We start from the raw sequence: 14,341 nt of genomic DNA, 5'->3' as shown, positions 1-14,341 counted from the left end.
GCTCCGCACCGGGCAGCGCCGAGCCGCCACGGGGCGGGGCCACCTCGTCACAGGACGCTGACGCCCGCCAGCCATCCGCCGTCGATCACGAACGGCTGGCCGGTGATGTACGAGGAGTCCTCGCCGGTCAGGAAGAGGGCGAGCCGCGCGACCTCCTCAGGCCGCCCGACCCGTCCGAGCGGCACCAGCGTCCGGTACAGGTCGCCGACCGCTTCCGGGTCCGCGCCCTCGGGGTTGCTCATGGGGGTGTCCACCGCGCCGGGGCACACGGCGTTGACCCGGATCCCCTTCCCCGCGAGCTCGAGTGCGGCCACCCTCGTCAGGCCGAGGATCGCGTGCTTGGAGGCCGCGTACGCGCCCACGTAGGCCATGCCCGTCAGTGCCGTGTACGAGGCCGTGTTCACGATCGTGCCGCCGCCGGCCGCCTCGATCTCCGGGGCGACGCCGCGGATACCGAGGAACGTACCGATCTGGTTGACCTGTGTGATCAGCTGGAACTCCTCCAGCGGGGTCGAGACCAGCTCGTTGAAGCGCAGGATGCCCGCGTTGTTGACCAGTCCGTCGATCTTGCCGAAGCGCTCCTTCGCGGCGGCGACGGCCGCGGTCCAGTCGGCCTCGCGGCTCACGTCGAGATGGACGTAGAGACCGCCGACCTCCTTGGCGAGCGGTTCGCCCAGCTCGTCGAGGACGTCGGCGAGGACGACCTTCGCGCCCTCCGCGGCGAAGAGTCTGGCCTCCTGCTCCCCCTGCCCGCGCGCGGCGCCGGTGACGAGGACGACGCGTCCGTCCAGCTTGCCCATGCCTGCTCCTTGGTCAGTCGAGGTGCGGGGCGACGTCGGCGGCGAAGGCCGCCATCTGGTCGGTCAGTTCACTGCGGCTCCGGCTGCGGAACCGCACCTGGATCTGGTCCACGCCCATCACCGCGTAGGCCCGCAGGGACTCCGCGACCGCCGCGGGCTTGCCGGCGACCGTCCGGCGGCCGACGTGCCGGCCGGGCTCGCCGATGTACAGCGGTTCGGTGATGGCGCCGATCACGAAGGGGGCCTCGATCCCCGCCGCCTCGCGCAGCTGCCGGATCCGGGCGATCTGCGCCGGCAGTTTCTCGCGCGGATCGCCCTGCGGCAGCCAGCCGTCACCCTTGAGCGCGGCCCGTCGCACGGCGGCCGGCGAGGAGCCGCCGACCCAGAGGGGGATACGGGGCTGGGCGGGCCGTGGCCGCTGCCCGAGGTCCTCGAAGCGGAAGCGCTCGCCGTGGAACTCCGGATACTCGCCGGGGCCGAGCGCGGCGCGCAGTGCGTCGATGGTCTCGTCGAGGACGGCTCCGCGGGCGTCGAAGTCGACACCCAGGGCCTCGAACTCCTCCCGTACGTGGCCGGCCCCGACGCCGAGGACCAGCCGTCCGCCGGAGAGGTGGTCGAGGGTCGCGTACTGCTTGGCGGACGCCAGGGGGTGGCGCAGCCCGACGACCGCGACATGGCTCAGCAGCCGTACCCGTCCGGTCACCCCGGCGAGGAACGAGAGCGTGGCGACCGGGTCGTACCAGACCGTGGACATGGCGTCCGCGAGGCGGCGGGGGACGGCGACGTGGTCGCAGACGGCGATGTAGGAGAAGCCGGCCCGGTCGGCCGCCACGGCGACGGCGGCGAGGTCGTCCGGGCCGGCCTCGGTCTCCCAGGGCTCGGCGTAGAGGGTGCTCTGCGACTGGACCGGGAGCTGCATCCCGTACGCCACCATGGAGACTCCTCGAAGCTGACGGGCCGTCAGGAGTGACGGCTGTTCGCCATCGTCAGGGCTGACGCTCCATCAGGCAAGGGCGGCGCAGCGGCTTCAGCCGAGCAGCGCGTACACCGTCGACGCGCGGGCGGCCGGCTCCGGGGCGCCCTGGGCGGTCATGGTGATGTCGGCGAACGCCATGCGCTTGCCCAGCTTGGTGATCCGGGCGTCGACCAGGACGTCGGCGCCGACGACCGCGCGCATGAAGCTCGTGGACTGCTGGACCGTGGTCATGGGGACGAAGCCGCCCCGGGCCGACGACACGGCGATCACCGTCGCCGTGTCGGCCGCGGCCATCAGTGCCTGCCCGGACATCCCGCCGCCCTCCCGGGCGAGCCGGTCGGACCAGGGCAGCCGGAGCACGGCGTGCAGGTCGCCCGTCTCCTCGACGGACAGGCCGAGTTCGAGGACCCAGGGGGCGAAGCTGTCGGCGAGGATCTTGCCCGCTTCCGCGGTGGTGAGCGTCATGCCCTGATGGTGCCGGTCGCCGGGCCTTCCCGGTAGCGGGCGGGGCACACGGGCGTCGCGGACGTCAGCGGAGTTCGCCCTCCAGCAGGCCCATCGTGAACTGGTCGTACCACTTTCCGTCGCGGCGGAAGGACTGGCGCAGGCGGCCTTCCTCGACGAAGCCGACCTTCTTGTAGACCTGCTGTGCGGCCAGGTTCTCGGTGACCACCGTGAGCGAGATCTTGTGCAGGCGCATCTTGTCGAAGCCGTACCGGCACACGGTCCGCATGGCGTCGGTCGCGTAGCCCTTGCCCCAGTAGTCCTTCTCGCCGAGATAGATGTCCAGCTCCGCGATGCCGGTCTCCGGTTCCGCGTCGCGCAGGGCGACGAGCCCGATCAGCAGGCCGTCGCTCTGCACCTCGATCCCGAGCAGCAGGTCGCCGTAGGTGTTGCGCGGGCGGTCGGCCAGCCACTTCTGCACATGCTCGAGGGACGAGGGGTGGTTGTCGTCCATCCAGCGCATGACGTCCGGGTCGTGGTTCCACCGCCACAGCGCCGCCGCGTCCGCCGGGCCCATCGCCCGCAGCTTCACCAGTTCTCCGAGCACCATGCCCGCCGCCCCCTTCGTTTCGTGTGATCACGTCACAGGTAGCACGCGGCGGGCGGCTCGCTCAACGCGATTGTCCCCCGGTGATCGTCTACGGGCCCGCCCACAGCCCGTCGTCGGTCAGCCCCAGCAGGTCGATCGCGTTGCCCGCCACGATTCTTTCCACCACGTCCTGCGGCAGGTGGCCCATCTGGGACTCGCCGACCTCCTTGGACTTCGGCCAGGTCGAGTCGGAGTGCGGGTAGTCCGTCTCGTAGAGGACGTTCCCTGCCCCGATCGCGTCCAGGTTCCTGAGGCCGAACGCGTCGTCGAAGAAGCAGCCGTAGACATGCTCGGCGAAGAGTTCGGAGGGGGGCCGGGTGACCTTGTCCGCGACACCGCCCCAGGCGCGGTTCTCCTCCCAGACGACGTCCGCGCGCTCCAGGACGTACGGGATCCAGCCGATCTGCCCCTCGGCGTACATGACCCGCAGGCCCGGGAAGCGCTCGAACTTGCCGCTCATCAGCCAGTCGACCATGGAGAAGCAGCAGTTGGCGAAGGTGATGGTCGAACCGACGGCGGGAGGCGCGTCCGCGGAGGTGGACGGCATCCGGCTGGAGGAGCCGATGTGCATGGCGATGACCGTGCCGGTCTCGTCGCACGCCGCGAGGAACGGGTCCCACGCGTCGGTGTGGACGGACGGGAGCCCGAGGTGCGGGGGTATCTCGGAGAAGGCGACGGCGCGCACGCCGCGCGCGGCGTTGCGGCGGACCTCCGCGGCGGCCAGTTCGGCGTCCCACAGCGGGATCAGGGTCAGCGGTACGAGCCGGCCCCGCGCCTCGGGGCCGCACCACTCCTCGACCATCCAGTCGTTGTAGGCGCGGACGCACAGCAGCCCGAGCTCGCGGTCGGCGGCCTCCGTGAAGGTCTGGCCGCAAAAGCGCGGGAAGGTGGGGAAGCAGAGCGCGGACCGGACGTGGTTGACGTCCATGTCGGCGAGCCGCTCCGGGACGCTGTAGGAGCCCGGGCGCATCTGCTCGTAGGTGATGATCTCCAGCTTGATCTCGTCGCGGCCGTAGCCGACGGCGGTGTCGAGCCGGGTGAGCGGCCGGTGCAGGTCCTCGTAGACCCACCAGTCGCCGACCGGTCCCTCGTCGCCGGGCGCTCCCATGACGGGGGCGAACCTGCCGCCCAGGAAGGTCATTTCCTTCAAGGGCGCACGGACGATGCGGGGGCCTGTGCCGGCGTACTTCGACGGGAGCCGGTCCCGCCAGACGCCGGGGGGCTCCACCGTGTGATCGTCCACCGAGATGATCTTGGGGAAGGTCTCCATCGTCTCAAGGTAGCGCTGATCTGACGACCCGTCAGCTGTCGGGGGCGGGTTCCGTCGGCCCGGGCCACTATGAACCCCGCGTATACACGCTGTGTATAGTCACCGGCGAGTACGGACGACCACCGGCCGGCGGCCGCATTCCGTACGACCGGCACACCGCCGTGCCACCGCGCCACCACGAACGGGGAGACTCACCATGCCTTCAAGGACGTACACAACCGGCTCCAGGGTTGTCCCGGCACTCGCCGCGGCCCTGACGCTGGCCCTCGCTCTCGCCGGCTGCTCCGTCGACAGCACCTCGCCGGCGGACGCCCGCTCCGACGCCGCCGGCTCCGACGGGAAGCCGCTCGCGAGCGAGAAGGGCCAAGGCTCCGGTGCACCGGCCGTCGACTGCGAGAAGGCCAAGTGCATAGCGCTCACCTTCGACGCGGGCCCCGGCAAGGACACCCCCGAACTGCTCGACCACCTCGCGAAGGAGAAGGTGCCCGCCACCTTCTTCCTCCTCGGCAAGAACCACGTGCTCAAGTACCCCCAAGTGGTGCGCCGCCTCGCCGCGGAAGGCCACGAGGTCGCCAACCACACCTGGACCCACAAGCGGCTCGACAAGCTCGACAAGGAAGAGATACGCGCGGAACTCGGCCGCACCCAGGACGCCATAGAGGAGATCACCGGCGAGAAGCCGCGGTTGATGCGCCCGCCGCAGGGCCGCACCGACGACGAGGTGAAGGCCGTCAGCAAGGAACTCGGCCTCTCCCAGGTCCTGTGGAGCGCCACCGCCAAGGACTACTCCACCACCGACAGCGAGCTCATCAAGAAGCGGATCCTCGACCAGGCCGGACGCGACGGCATCATCCTGCTGCACGACATCTACGACGGAACGGTCCCCGCCGTGCCCGGGATCATCGCCGAGCTGAAGAAGCGCGGTTACACCTTCGTCACGGTCACCCAGTTGCTCGCACCGGCCGCACCCGAACCCGGCACGGTCTATCGCCCCTGATCAGAGCGGGCCGGACGGCCCGGCGGACGGACAGCAGTCGCCGCCGCCCCGCTGCTGACGCGGCCACCCCCAACAAGGCAGACTGTCGAGGGCGATTCCGGCAGTACCGGCAGGGGGCACCTATGGACCGTGACAGCGGGCCACGCGTACCGAACCAGCGCGCTCCGCTCGGGAGCGAGAACGCCGAGCTGTACTTCAGCGTGCTCGGACCGGTACGGGTGCGGCGGGGCGGTCAGATCCTGCCGCCCGGCTCGCCGCAGCAGCGCGCCCTGCTCGTCGCGCTGCTGCTCCGCGACGGGCGCACCGCCACCGCCCACGAACTGATCGACGCGATCTGGGGCGAGGAACCCCCCTCCCAGGCCCTCGCCGCCGTCCGCACGTACGCCTCCCGGCTGCGCAAGGCACTCGACCCGGACACCCTGGTCAGCGAGTCGGGCGGCTACGCGCTGCGCATCGGCCGGGACGCCCTCGACCTCGCCGTCGCGCAGGAGCTCGCGGCGGAGGCGTACAAGGCGAACGCCGCCGGCGACCGTACCCAGGCCCGGGCGCTGCTCAACAAGGTGCTGAACCTGTGGGACGGCGAACCGCTCGCCAACGTGCCGGGACCGTACGCGGAGAACCAGCGCACCCGGCTCGTCGAGTGGGGTCTGCAACTGCTCGAGACCCGGCTCGACATCGACCTCGAGGTCGGCCGGCACGCCGAGGCCGTCTCCGAGCTGACGGCGCTCACCGCGACCCACCCGCTGCGTGAGCGGCTGCGTGAGCTGCTGATGCTCGCCCTGTACCGCAGCGGCCGCCAGGCGGAGGCACTCGCCGTCTACGCCGACACCCGCCGGCTGCTCGCCGAGGAACTGGGCGTCGACCCGCGTCCCGAACTCTCCAGCCTCCAGCAGCGCATCCTGCGGGCCGACGCCGAACTCGCCCGCACGCCGGAGGAGACCGCACCCGCCCCGCAGACCACCCGGCCCGCCCAGCTGCCGGCCACCGTGCCCGACTTCACCGGCCGGTCGTCCTTCGTGCAGGAGCTCGGCGGTCAACTGGCGACCGCCGAGGGCTCCGTGATGGCGGTGTCCGCCCTCGCGGGCATCGGGGGCGTCGGCAAGACCACCCTGGCCGTCCATGTGGCCCACCAGGCACGCAAGCACTTCCCCGACGGCCAGCTGTACGTCGACCTCCAGGGCACCGGCAACCGGTCCGCGGAACCGGAGACGGTCCTCGGCGCGTTCCTGCGCGCCCTGGGCACACCCGACTCGGCGATCCCGGACACACTGGACGAACGGGCGGCCCTCTACCGCTCGGCCCTGGACGGGCGCCGGATCCTGGTGCTGCTCGACAACGCCCGCGACGCCGCCCAGGTCCGGCCCCTGCTGCCCGGCACGGCCGGCTGCGCCGCGCTGATCACCAGCCGGGTGCGGATGGTCGACCTGGCGGGCGCGCACCTGGTCGACCTGGACGTGATGTCCCCCGAGGAGGCCCTCCAGCTGTTCACCCGGATCGTCGGGGCGGAACGGGTCGGCGCGGAACGCGACGCCGCGCTGGACGTGGTCGCGGCATGCGGCTTCCTGCCGCTCGCCATCCGTATCGCCGCCTCGCGGCTGGCGGCCCGCCGCACCTGGACCGTCTCGGTCCTCGCGGCCAAGCTGGCCGACGGACGGCGCCGCCTCGACGAGCTCCAGGCCGGCGACCTGGCGGTGAAGGCCACCTTCGAACTGGGCTACGGCCAGCTGGAGCCGGCCCAGGCCAGGGCGTTCCGCCTGCTGGGCCTGGCGGACGGCCCGGACATCTCGCTCGCCGCGGCGGCCGCCGTGCTGGAACTGCCGCCGCACGAGACGGAGGACCTGCTCGAGGCACTGGTCGACACGTCCCTGCTGGAGTCCGCGGCGCCGGGCCGGTACCGCTACCACGACCTGGTGCGGCTCTACGCGCGTGCATGCGCGGAGCGGGACGAGTCCCCTGAGGCGCGGGAGGCCGCCGTCTCCCACCTGCTGGACTTCTACCTGGCGACGGCGGCCCGGGTCTTCGCCATGGAGCGGCCCGGCGACCGGCTCGTGGTCCATCTGGAGCCGACGGGTGACGCCGGGCTGAAGTTCACGCACCTCGACGACGCCCAGGACTGGCTCTACGCGGAGGCCCACTGCCTGTTGGCCTGCGCCCGGCAGGCGTCCCCCGGACCGCAGTTGCGGCGGGCGGTGGATCTGCTGTGGGCCGTCCAGAACCTCGCCGAGTCGGGAGCGAACTCGAAGGTCTACGAGTCCGTGGCCTGCGCGGCGGTCGAGGCCGCACGGGCCGCCGGCGACACCCGGACCGAAGGCCGGGCCCGGACGTCGATGACCAACGTCCATCTCACGGCGGGCCGTTACGAGGAGGCGGACGAGGAGGCCGCCCAGGCGGCGGTCCTGGCCCGCTCGGTGAACGACCCGGCGCCGGTCTACTGGTCGGACAACGACCGGGGCATCATCGCCTTCATACAGGGACGCAACCAGGAGGCCGAGGAACACCTGCGCCGCGCCATGGAGGGTTCACGCCGCGACGGCAACCTGCCCGGCGAGGCGAGCGCCCTGTCCAACCTCTCCCGCATCCACGTCGCCACCGGCCGCATCACCCAGGCGATCTCCCTCGCGGAGCAGGGCATCGCCATCTACGACCGGATCGGCCACACCCTGCGGCTGGCCAACGCCCGCTACGCCCTCGGTGTCGCGCTGACCCAGGCGGGCCGCCACACGGACGCCCTGGAGCAACTGTCACAGGCGCTGAGCCTGTTCGAGTCGAACCGGCAGCGCCTGTGGGAGGGCACGGCCCACTTCCGCATCGCTCAGGCGCATCTGTCCGCGCGCCGCCCGGCACGGGCCGCGCAGCACGCGGAGCAGGCGCTCGCGATGGGCTGCATCGGCGGCGACCGTACCCGCGGCAATGTGCTGACGACGCTGGGACTGGCCCTGGACGCGCTCGGTCAGGCGGACCGTGCGCGTGCGTGCTGGCGTGACGCGCTGTTCCTCCACGAGCAGACGGGCGCGGCGGAGGCCGAGGAGGTCCGCGCGCTGCTCGAACCGCTCAGCGGCGCCGCCTGACGGTTCGCCGCGCACGGCCGATCCCTGCGGGTCCGGGAAGACGGATGCAGGAACCGGCAGGGGCGGGGGCAGGGCGTTCATCGAATGTTTATGCTCGTCCGACATGCTCCAAGCATTCGATCCGTCGCATCGGGGGGCAGACGGATCACACGGGCCGGCGCCTCAGCGGGTGACAGGTCCACCGGCCTTCCGTCCGGCGACCCTCGGGGGAGTCGCCGGCCGGAAGGCCCTCCGGTCATCGGACATCCCATGGGGGACGACATGAGCACGAACAAGCAGAACCGCGAAGAGATCACCACGCTGGGCGACCACCACGCGCCCGCGCCGCCCGCCGACGGCATCACCACCATGGGTGACCACCACGCGCCGGTTCCGCCCGCCGACGGCATCACCACGCTGGGCGACCACCACGCGCCGGTTCCGCCCGCCGACAGCACCATCACCACCATGGGTGACCACCACGCCCCGGCGCCGCCGAAGGGCTGACACGAAGCCAACCACGACGGGGAACGGCCGCGGCGGCGCGGAGGGGAGCCGCCGCGGCCGTGGCATGTCCCGAACCGGCGTGCTCCGGCTGTGTTCTGAGCCACACTCAGACACTTCGTCAACAATGGGCCACCGACCGGACAAAACCAAAGGATCTTCGACAGAAACCGAGCGCAACCGCTCAGCGGCAGTGTGTACTTGGCGAGCGCGCCTCACGGCGCCCCCCACACCCTGCTCTCCCGAGGTCTAATTCGATGATCGAGATACCGGACCTGGCCGCCGGCGGCCTGGCCGCCGGGACGCTGTCGGCACTCGTCCTGGGAGGCGGGCTCCTCCGCTCCCGGCGGGAACGGGCCCGGCAGCGCGAGGAGATCGCCACGCTCCGGTCGCATCTCGACGCCGCCCGGTACGAAGTGGACCGCGCGGCCCAGGCCTTCGCCGCCGAGATCGCCCACCTCGCCGCGGAGCGGATGCCCGCGGAGGCCACCCGGACCGCCCACCCGCACGTCCGGGTGCCCGGACCGCTCGGGCCGGCGGGTGCGGGGACGGAGGCCGTGCTCGAAGCCCTGCGCACCGCCATGGCCCAGGAACGCAAACGCGTCGACGCCGCCGCCCGCGCCGGTATGCGCGGTGCGACCCGCGAGATCCAGGCCGGGCTCTACCGGCTCCAGGACGTGCTGCGCGGGCTCCAGCAGCGCTACGACGACCCGGAGCTGGCGCAGACCCTCTTCGCCCTCGACCACGAGAACGAGCAGTCGCTGCGCCGCGCCCAGGTCGCCGCCGTCGTGTGCGGGGCATGGGTGGGGCTCGCCCGCGAGGAGTCGCACCTGGTCGACGCCGTCACGGGCGGACAGGCCAGGCTCGTCGGCTACCACCGGGTCCAGGTGCACAACCACCTCGAGCCGGGCACCGCGCTCGTGTCGCACGCGGTCGAGCCGGTGGCGATCATCGTCGCCGAGCTGCTCGACAACGCGCTGCGCCACTCCTCGCCGGACACCGCCGTGGTGGTGAACCTCGAACGCGTCCACCACGGCGTCTCCGTGACGGTCGACGACGCGGGCGTCGGCATGGCGAGCGACGAACGGGCCGCCGCGCAGCGGCTGGTGGCCGGGGACGACCCGATCCTGCTGTCCGACCTCGGCGACCCGCCCCGGATGGGGCTGGCGGCGATCGGCCGGCTCACGCGGCAGTTCGACGTGTCGGTGGACCTGTCCACGCCGTCGCCCTACGGGGGTGTGCGGGCCGTGCTGCTCGTCAAGAGCCATCTGCTGACCCGTATCGACCCGGTCCTGCACCCGCCCGCCGTCAGCGCCGCCCGGTCCACCCGGAGTTCGGCGGAGCCCGAGCTCGCGGCCGAGCAGGCAGGGCCCACGGAACAGACGCCGCCGGTCCGGCAGGAACCGACCAGCCGGCAGGCGCAGCCCACCGGCCCCGAACAGCCCCGCCCTGAACCGCGCGTCGCGCAGCCGCGGCTCCCGGCGCCCGCCACCCGCGCCACATCGCCGGCCGCCGCCCCGGCGCCGCACGGCGACGAGCCCGTCCACGAGCCGGTGCCCGACCCCGCCCAGGACGGCGACCAGCTCCCGCAGCGCCGCCGCCGGGTCCGCGCGGAGGCGTCCTCCGCGGCGCCCGCCCCCGAACCGGCCGCGCCCGCGGCACCTGCCCGCACCCCCGAGGAGTCCGCCGCGGCGCTCGGGGCGCTGCAGTCCGCAACAGCCGCGGCACGCAACGCCGCAGAGACCGAAGGGAACGCCCCCCGATGACCAGCCGCGACCCCGGTGAAGCCGCCTGGGTGCTCGATCCGATCCTCGAAATCCCGCATGTCCGGGCCGCCGCGCTGCTGACCAGGGACGGGCTCGTCTCCGGGTACTCCGCCGCGCTCTCCCAGGACTCGGCGGAGCGCGTCGCAGCGATCATCAGCACCGTCCAGGGTGCGTGCCGTACCGCTGCCGCCGCGTTCGCCGACGAGGACGCCGCCCGGCTGCGGCAGGTGGTCGTCGAGTCCGACCACGGCTACATCCTGGTCGCGCCCACGGACCACGGCACGTGCGTGGCCGCGTACGGCAGCCCGGAGGTACGCCTGGACCTGCTGGGCCACCGGGTCCACTCCCAGGTCGCCCGGCTCGGTGAGAAGGCCATGGCCGCGGCGCCCCGGGTGGCCGACGGCGGCACAGCGGTATGACCGGCCGCCGGAGCGGCCGCCCCCTGGTGCCCGCCTACCTGTCCACCGGCGGGGTGGCGAGGCCCAGTCGCAACAGCCTGGAGCGCCTGTCGGTGCTGACCGGCGCCGGCGGGCCCGCGCCCGCCGGCCTGCCCGCCGCCCAGCACGCCGTGCTGGAGGCGCTCGACGGCGGTTCGCTGACCGTGGTGGAGACGGCCGCCCTGCTGAAGCTGCCGGTCTCCGCGGTCCGCGTCCTGGCCGCCGCCCTGATCGACCAGGGTCTGGTGCGCGCACGCCCACCGGTCCCCTCCGCAGCCCTGCCCGACCGTGACCTTCTGAAGAGAGTGGCCGATGGCCTCCGCGCCCTCAAGCTTTAGCCCGCCCGCGCGCTCCGGCCCGTCCTCGCGTGAGCGCGACTCGGCCGAGGCCGGTCTGCATCTGCCCGACACCGCGCGGGAACTGGTCAAGATCCTTGTCGCCGGCCCGTTCGGCGTCGGCAAGACGACACTGATCGACTCCGTCTCCGAGATCCGGCCGCTGCACACCGAGGAACATCTGACGCAGGCGTCGGTGGCGGTCGACGACCTGGCCGGGGTGCGCGACAAGACGTCGACGACCGTCGCCATCGACTTCGGGCGGATCTCGCTGGGCGGCGGGATCGTGCTCTACCTCTTCGGCACCCCCGGCCAGGAACGTTTCCGTTCCCTGTGGAACGACATCGCCTACGGGGCGCTCGGCGCGCTCGTGCTCGTCGACACCCGCCGTATCGACGACTCCTTCGACGTCCTCGGCATGGTCGAGGAGTCGGGACTGCCGTACGCCGTCGCCCTGAACACCTTCCCCGACTCGAAGACCTACGGCGAGGAGCAGCTGCGCCGCGCCCTCGACCTCGAGCACGACACCCCGCTGGTGATGTGCGACGCCCGCGACACCAACTCCTCCGTCGACGCGCTGCTCGCCCTGGTCCAGCACCTCATCGACCGCAACAGCCGCCGGACGGAGCTCCGTTGAACGCCTATCCTGCCCGCGCCGACGCGTTCTCGCTGTCCGCGCCCGTACGACTGTGGGAAGAGGGCTTCGCGGCCGACCCGCACGCCTACTACGCGGCGCTGCGGGCGCAGGGTCCGGTCGGCTGGGCGGAGCTCGCCCCCGGTGTGCCCGCGTACGTCGTCACCGACCGCCGCGCCGCCCTCGACCTGCTGCACGACCCCAAGACCTGGTCGCACGACCCGCGCCCCTGGGAGGCCACCGTCCCGGAGGACTCCCCCGTCCTCGGCATGATGCGCTGGCGGCCCAACTCCCTCTTCGCGGACGGCGACGCGCACATCCGCTACCGGCGCAGCCTCACGGACGCGTTCGACCTGGTGGAGCCGCACGACCTGCGCGAACGCGTCCATCACGCGGTGGACGTGCTCGTCGGCCGCTTCGGCCCGGCCGGCTCCGCGGACCTCGTCACCGAGTTCGCCCGGCCGCTCATGGCGCTGATCTTCAACAACCTCTTCGGGCTGCCCGACAGCGAGTCCGGCCGGCTCGACGCCGCGCTCGGCGCGATGATGGAGGGCGGCGACCGCGCGGCGGAGGGCGAGGCCGAGTACGGCAGGTACGTGCTGGAACTGATCGCCGCCAAGTCGGTGCAGCGCGGGCCCGACATCACCAGCCGGCTGCTGGACCACCCGCTGGCCCTCACGCCGGAGGAGGTCACCTGGCAGGTCTTCCTCACCCTCGGGGCGGGCCACGAGCCGAGCGCCAACCTCGTCTCCAACGCGCTCTCGCGGATCCTCGGCAACCCCGACTACTACTCCACCCTCACCAGTGGCTCCCGGCCGGTGATGGACGCGGTCCTCGAGGTGCTCCGGTACGAGACCCCGCTGTCGAACTACGGCATCCACTTCGCCCGCGAGTCCGTGTCCTTCCACGGCGTCTGGGTGCAGGCGGCGGTCCCGGTCGTCGTCTCGTACGGAGCGCTGGGCCACTTCGCCGAAAAGGACTTCGCCGGGACGCACCACCGCCACGACGCCTCGCACCTGTCGTTCTCCGCCGGTGAGCACGCCTGCCCCGTGAAGCAGCCGGCCCTGCTGATCGCCACGGAGGCCATCGAGCGCCTCACCCAGTGGCTGCCGGATCTTCAGCCGGTCGTACCGCGTGAGCGGCTCAGCTGGCGGCCGGGCCCGTTCCACCGTTCGCTGACGGCGCTGCCCGTCAGATTCACTCCTCACAGCCCCGACCAGGCAGGAGACCGTTCATGACCGTGTCCACCCGTGTGGCCGTCGATCCGTTCGGTGCCGACATCATCGCCGAGTGCGCGAAGCTCCGTTCCCTCGGTCCGGTGGTACCGGTCGAGCTGCCCGGCGGCATACCCGCCTGGGCGCCGACCGGTTACGACACCCTCAAGGCCCTGATCCTCGACCCGCAGGTCAGCAAGGACCCGCGTAAGCACTGGTCGCTCTTCCCCGAGATCGGCGAGCGCCCCGAGTGGGGCTGGATCCTCGGCTGGGTCGGTGTGGTCAACATGCTGTCGACCTACGGCAGCGACCACACCCGGCTGCGCAAGCTCGTCGCCCCCAGCTTCACCGCCCGGCGCACCGAGGCGATGCGGGACCGCGTGGAGGCCATCACCGAGGAGCTGCTCACCGAACTGGACGCGGCCGGCGCGAACGGCGAAGTGGTGGACGTGAAGGCCGCGTTCGCGCACCCGCTGCCCATGCGCATGATCTGCGAGCTGTTCGGCGTGCCCGAGGACCTGCGTGAGGCCACCGGTCGGCTGATCGCCGCCCTCATGGACACCTCCGACCCGAGCCCGGAGCGGGCGGCCTGGGTCCAGGAGCAGATCGGCACGGTCCTCGGCTCCCTCATCGGGTACAAGACCGAGCACCCCGGCGACGACATGACCACCGAGCTGATCCGGGTCCGCGACGAGGACGGTGACCGGCTCAGCGACGAGGAGCTCCTCTACACCCTGCTCCTCGTCATCGGCGCCGGCTTCGAGACGACGGTCAATCTGATCGGCAACGCCGTCGTCGCGCTGCTCGAGCACCCCGAGCAGCTGGCCGCCGTCAGGGCCGGCGGGATCAGCTGGGAGCAGGTGATCGAGGAGGTGCTGCGGGTCCGTCCGTCGATCGCCTCGCTGCCGCTGCGGTTCGCGGTGTCCGACATCACCGTCGGCAAGGTCACCGTCCCGGCGGGCGACGCCATCCTGACGACGTACGCGGCCGCGGGCAACGACCCCGCGCGCTACGGCGAGGACGCGGCGGCCTTCGACGCCACGCGCGCGGCCGACGACCATCTGTCCTTCGGTATCGGTGTGCACCGCTGCATCGGCGCCCCGCTGGCCCGCATGGAGGCGATGACCGCGCTGCCGGCGCTCTTCGACCGCTACCCGGGCCTCACCGCCGCGTTCACGTCCGACGAGCTGAAGCAGGTGCCCTCGTTCATCGCGTACGGGTGGCAGGAGATCCCGGTCCGCCTCCACGGCTGACCACCGCAGACGGGC

At 72.3% G+C, this 14,341-nt stretch carries 14 protein-coding genes; 9 read left to right on the top strand and 5 right to left on the bottom strand.

Features of this window, described 5'->3' with window-relative positions; genetic code table 11:
- Window positions 1–47 precede the first annotated feature (47 nt).
- The 5 genes from ACIPJI_RS16615 to ACIPJI_RS16595 form a co-directional block, all read right to left on the bottom strand.
- Window positions 48–800 carry an SDR family NAD(P)-dependent oxidoreductase gene (locus ACIPJI_RS16615; protein WP_307706942.1) on the bottom strand — a complete coding sequence of 251 codons (753 nt, stop codon included), beginning with the start codon at window positions 798–800 and terminating at the stop codon, window positions 48–50.
- Window positions 801–813: 13 nt separating this feature from the next.
- The gene (locus ACIPJI_RS16610) at window positions 814–1,734 is read right to left on the bottom strand and encodes an LLM class F420-dependent oxidoreductase (RefSeq protein ID WP_402246921.1); all 921 of its coding nucleotides are present in this window, start codon (window positions 1,732–1,734) and stop codon (window positions 814–816) included.
- A gap of 93 nt (window positions 1,735–1,827) precedes the next feature.
- Window positions 1,828–2,241 (bottom strand): PaaI family thioesterase, encoded by a 414-nt coding sequence (locus ACIPJI_RS16605; RefSeq protein WP_402246919.1) that lies wholly within the window; start codon window positions 2,239–2,241, stop codon window positions 1,828–1,830.
- 64 nt (window positions 2,242–2,305) lie between these two features.
- On the bottom strand, window positions 2,306–2,830 hold the full coding sequence (locus ACIPJI_RS16600) for a GNAT family N-acetyltransferase (RefSeq protein WP_307706945.1): 525 nt from the start codon (window positions 2,828–2,830) through the stop codon (window positions 2,306–2,308).
- A gap of 88 nt (window positions 2,831–2,918) precedes the next feature.
- Window positions 2,919–4,139, bottom strand: coding sequence for an amidohydrolase family protein (locus ACIPJI_RS16595; protein WP_402246917.1), 1,221 nt, complete (start codon window positions 4,137–4,139; stop codon window positions 2,919–2,921).
- Window positions 4,140–4,335: 196 nt separating this feature from the next.
- On the opposite strand from ACIPJI_RS16595, the gene ACIPJI_RS16590 reads away from it, so the two are divergent.
- From ACIPJI_RS16590 to ACIPJI_RS16550, 9 genes are all read left to right on the top strand, one after another.
- The gene (locus ACIPJI_RS16590; protein WP_402246915.1) at window positions 4,336–5,136 is read left to right on the top strand and encodes a polysaccharide deacetylase family protein; all 801 of its coding nucleotides are present in this window, start codon (window positions 4,336–4,338) and stop codon (window positions 5,134–5,136) included.
- Between the two features lie 122 nt (window positions 5,137–5,258).
- On the top strand, window positions 5,259–8,204 hold the full coding sequence (locus ACIPJI_RS16585; RefSeq protein ID WP_356618608.1) for a BTAD domain-containing putative transcriptional regulator: 2,946 nt from the start codon (window positions 5,259–5,261) through the stop codon (window positions 8,202–8,204).
- Window positions 8,205–8,465: 261 nt separating this feature from the next.
- Window positions 8,466–8,690: a sigma-like protein gene (locus tag ACIPJI_RS16580; protein WP_356618610.1), complete on the top strand. Its 225-nt coding sequence runs from the start codon at window positions 8,466–8,468 to the stop codon at window positions 8,688–8,690.
- A 254-nt stretch (window positions 8,691–8,944) separates the two neighbouring features.
- Entirely contained in the window at window positions 8,945–10,453 is a 1,509-nt protein-coding gene (locus ACIPJI_RS16575; protein WP_402246913.1) for an ATP-binding protein, read from the top strand.
- The gene (locus ACIPJI_RS16570) at window positions 10,450–10,872 is read left to right on the top strand and encodes a roadblock/LC7 domain-containing protein (protein ID WP_356618614.1); all 423 of its coding nucleotides are present in this window, start codon (window positions 10,450–10,452) and stop codon (window positions 10,870–10,872) included. Before ACIPJI_RS16575 ends, ACIPJI_RS16570 begins: the two co-directional genes overlap by 4 nt.
- Entirely contained in the window at window positions 10,869–11,228 is a 360-nt protein-coding gene (locus ACIPJI_RS16565) for a DUF742 domain-containing protein (RefSeq protein WP_053557178.1), read from the top strand. Before ACIPJI_RS16570 ends, ACIPJI_RS16565 begins: the two co-directional genes overlap by 4 nt.
- Entirely contained in the window at window positions 11,203–11,862 is a 660-nt protein-coding gene (locus ACIPJI_RS16560) for an ATP/GTP-binding protein (protein ID WP_307706953.1), read from the top strand. Before ACIPJI_RS16565 ends, ACIPJI_RS16560 begins: the two co-directional genes overlap by 26 nt.
- Window positions 11,859–13,097: a cytochrome P450 gene (locus ACIPJI_RS16555; RefSeq protein WP_307706955.1), complete on the top strand. Its 1,239-nt coding sequence runs from the start codon at window positions 11,859–11,861 to the stop codon at window positions 13,095–13,097. The genes ACIPJI_RS16560 and ACIPJI_RS16555 overlap by 4 nt, the downstream gene beginning before the upstream one ends.
- The gene (locus tag ACIPJI_RS16550) at window positions 13,094–14,326 is read left to right on the top strand and encodes a cytochrome P450 (RefSeq protein WP_402246910.1); all 1,233 of its coding nucleotides are present in this window, start codon (window positions 13,094–13,096) and stop codon (window positions 14,324–14,326) included. Before ACIPJI_RS16555 ends, ACIPJI_RS16550 begins: the two co-directional genes overlap by 4 nt.
- Window positions 14,327–14,341 lie beyond the last annotated feature (15 nt).

Origin of the sequence: Streptomyces sp. NPDC086835 (assembly GCF_044745705.1) — a bacterium.
Classification (GTDB): Bacteria; Actinomycetota; Actinomycetes; order Streptomycetales; family Streptomycetaceae; genus Streptomyces.
The sequence above is the reverse complement of the archived record's forward strand: the minus strand, read 5'-3'. Positions and strand labels throughout refer to the sequence as shown.

Coding starts and splice junctions, on each gene's coding strand:
- ACIPJI_RS16615 (WP_307706942.1), bottom strand. CDS start 800: ATGGGCAAGCTGGACGGACGCGTCGTCCTCGTCACCGGCGCCGCGCGC.
- ACIPJI_RS16610 (WP_402246921.1), bottom strand. CDS start 1,734: ATGGTGGCGTACGGGATGCAGCTCCCGGTCCAGTCGCAGAGCACCCTC.
- ACIPJI_RS16605 (WP_402246919.1), bottom strand. CDS start 2,241: ATGACGCTCACCACCGCGGAAGCGGGCAAGATCCTCGCCGACAGCTTC.
- ACIPJI_RS16600 (WP_307706945.1), bottom strand. CDS start 2,830: ATGGTGCTCGGAGAACTGGTGAAGCTGCGGGCGATGGGCCCGGCGGAC.
- ACIPJI_RS16595 (WP_402246917.1), bottom strand. CDS start 4,139: ATGGAGACCTTCCCCAAGATCATCTCGGTGGACGATCACACGGTGGAG.
- ACIPJI_RS16590 (WP_402246915.1), top strand. CDS start 4,336: ATGCCTTCAAGGACGTACACAACCGGCTCCAGGGTTGTCCCGGCACTC.
- ACIPJI_RS16585 (WP_356618608.1), top strand. CDS start 5,259: ATGGACCGTGACAGCGGGCCACGCGTACCGAACCAGCGCGCTCCGCTC.
- ACIPJI_RS16580 (WP_356618610.1), top strand. CDS start 8,466: ATGAGCACGAACAAGCAGAACCGCGAAGAGATCACCACGCTGGGCGAC.
- ACIPJI_RS16575 (WP_402246913.1), top strand. CDS start 8,945: ATGATCGAGATACCGGACCTGGCCGCCGGCGGCCTGGCCGCCGGGACG.
- ACIPJI_RS16570 (WP_356618614.1), top strand. CDS start 10,450: ATGACCAGCCGCGACCCCGGTGAAGCCGCCTGGGTGCTCGATCCGATC.
- ACIPJI_RS16565 (WP_053557178.1), top strand. CDS start 10,869: ATGACCGGCCGCCGGAGCGGCCGCCCCCTGGTGCCCGCCTACCTGTCC.
- ACIPJI_RS16560 (WP_307706953.1), top strand. CDS start 11,203: ATGGCCTCCGCGCCCTCAAGCTTTAGCCCGCCCGCGCGCTCCGGCCCG.
- ACIPJI_RS16550 (WP_402246910.1), top strand. CDS start 13,094: ATGACCGTGTCCACCCGTGTGGCCGTCGATCCGTTCGGTGCCGACATC.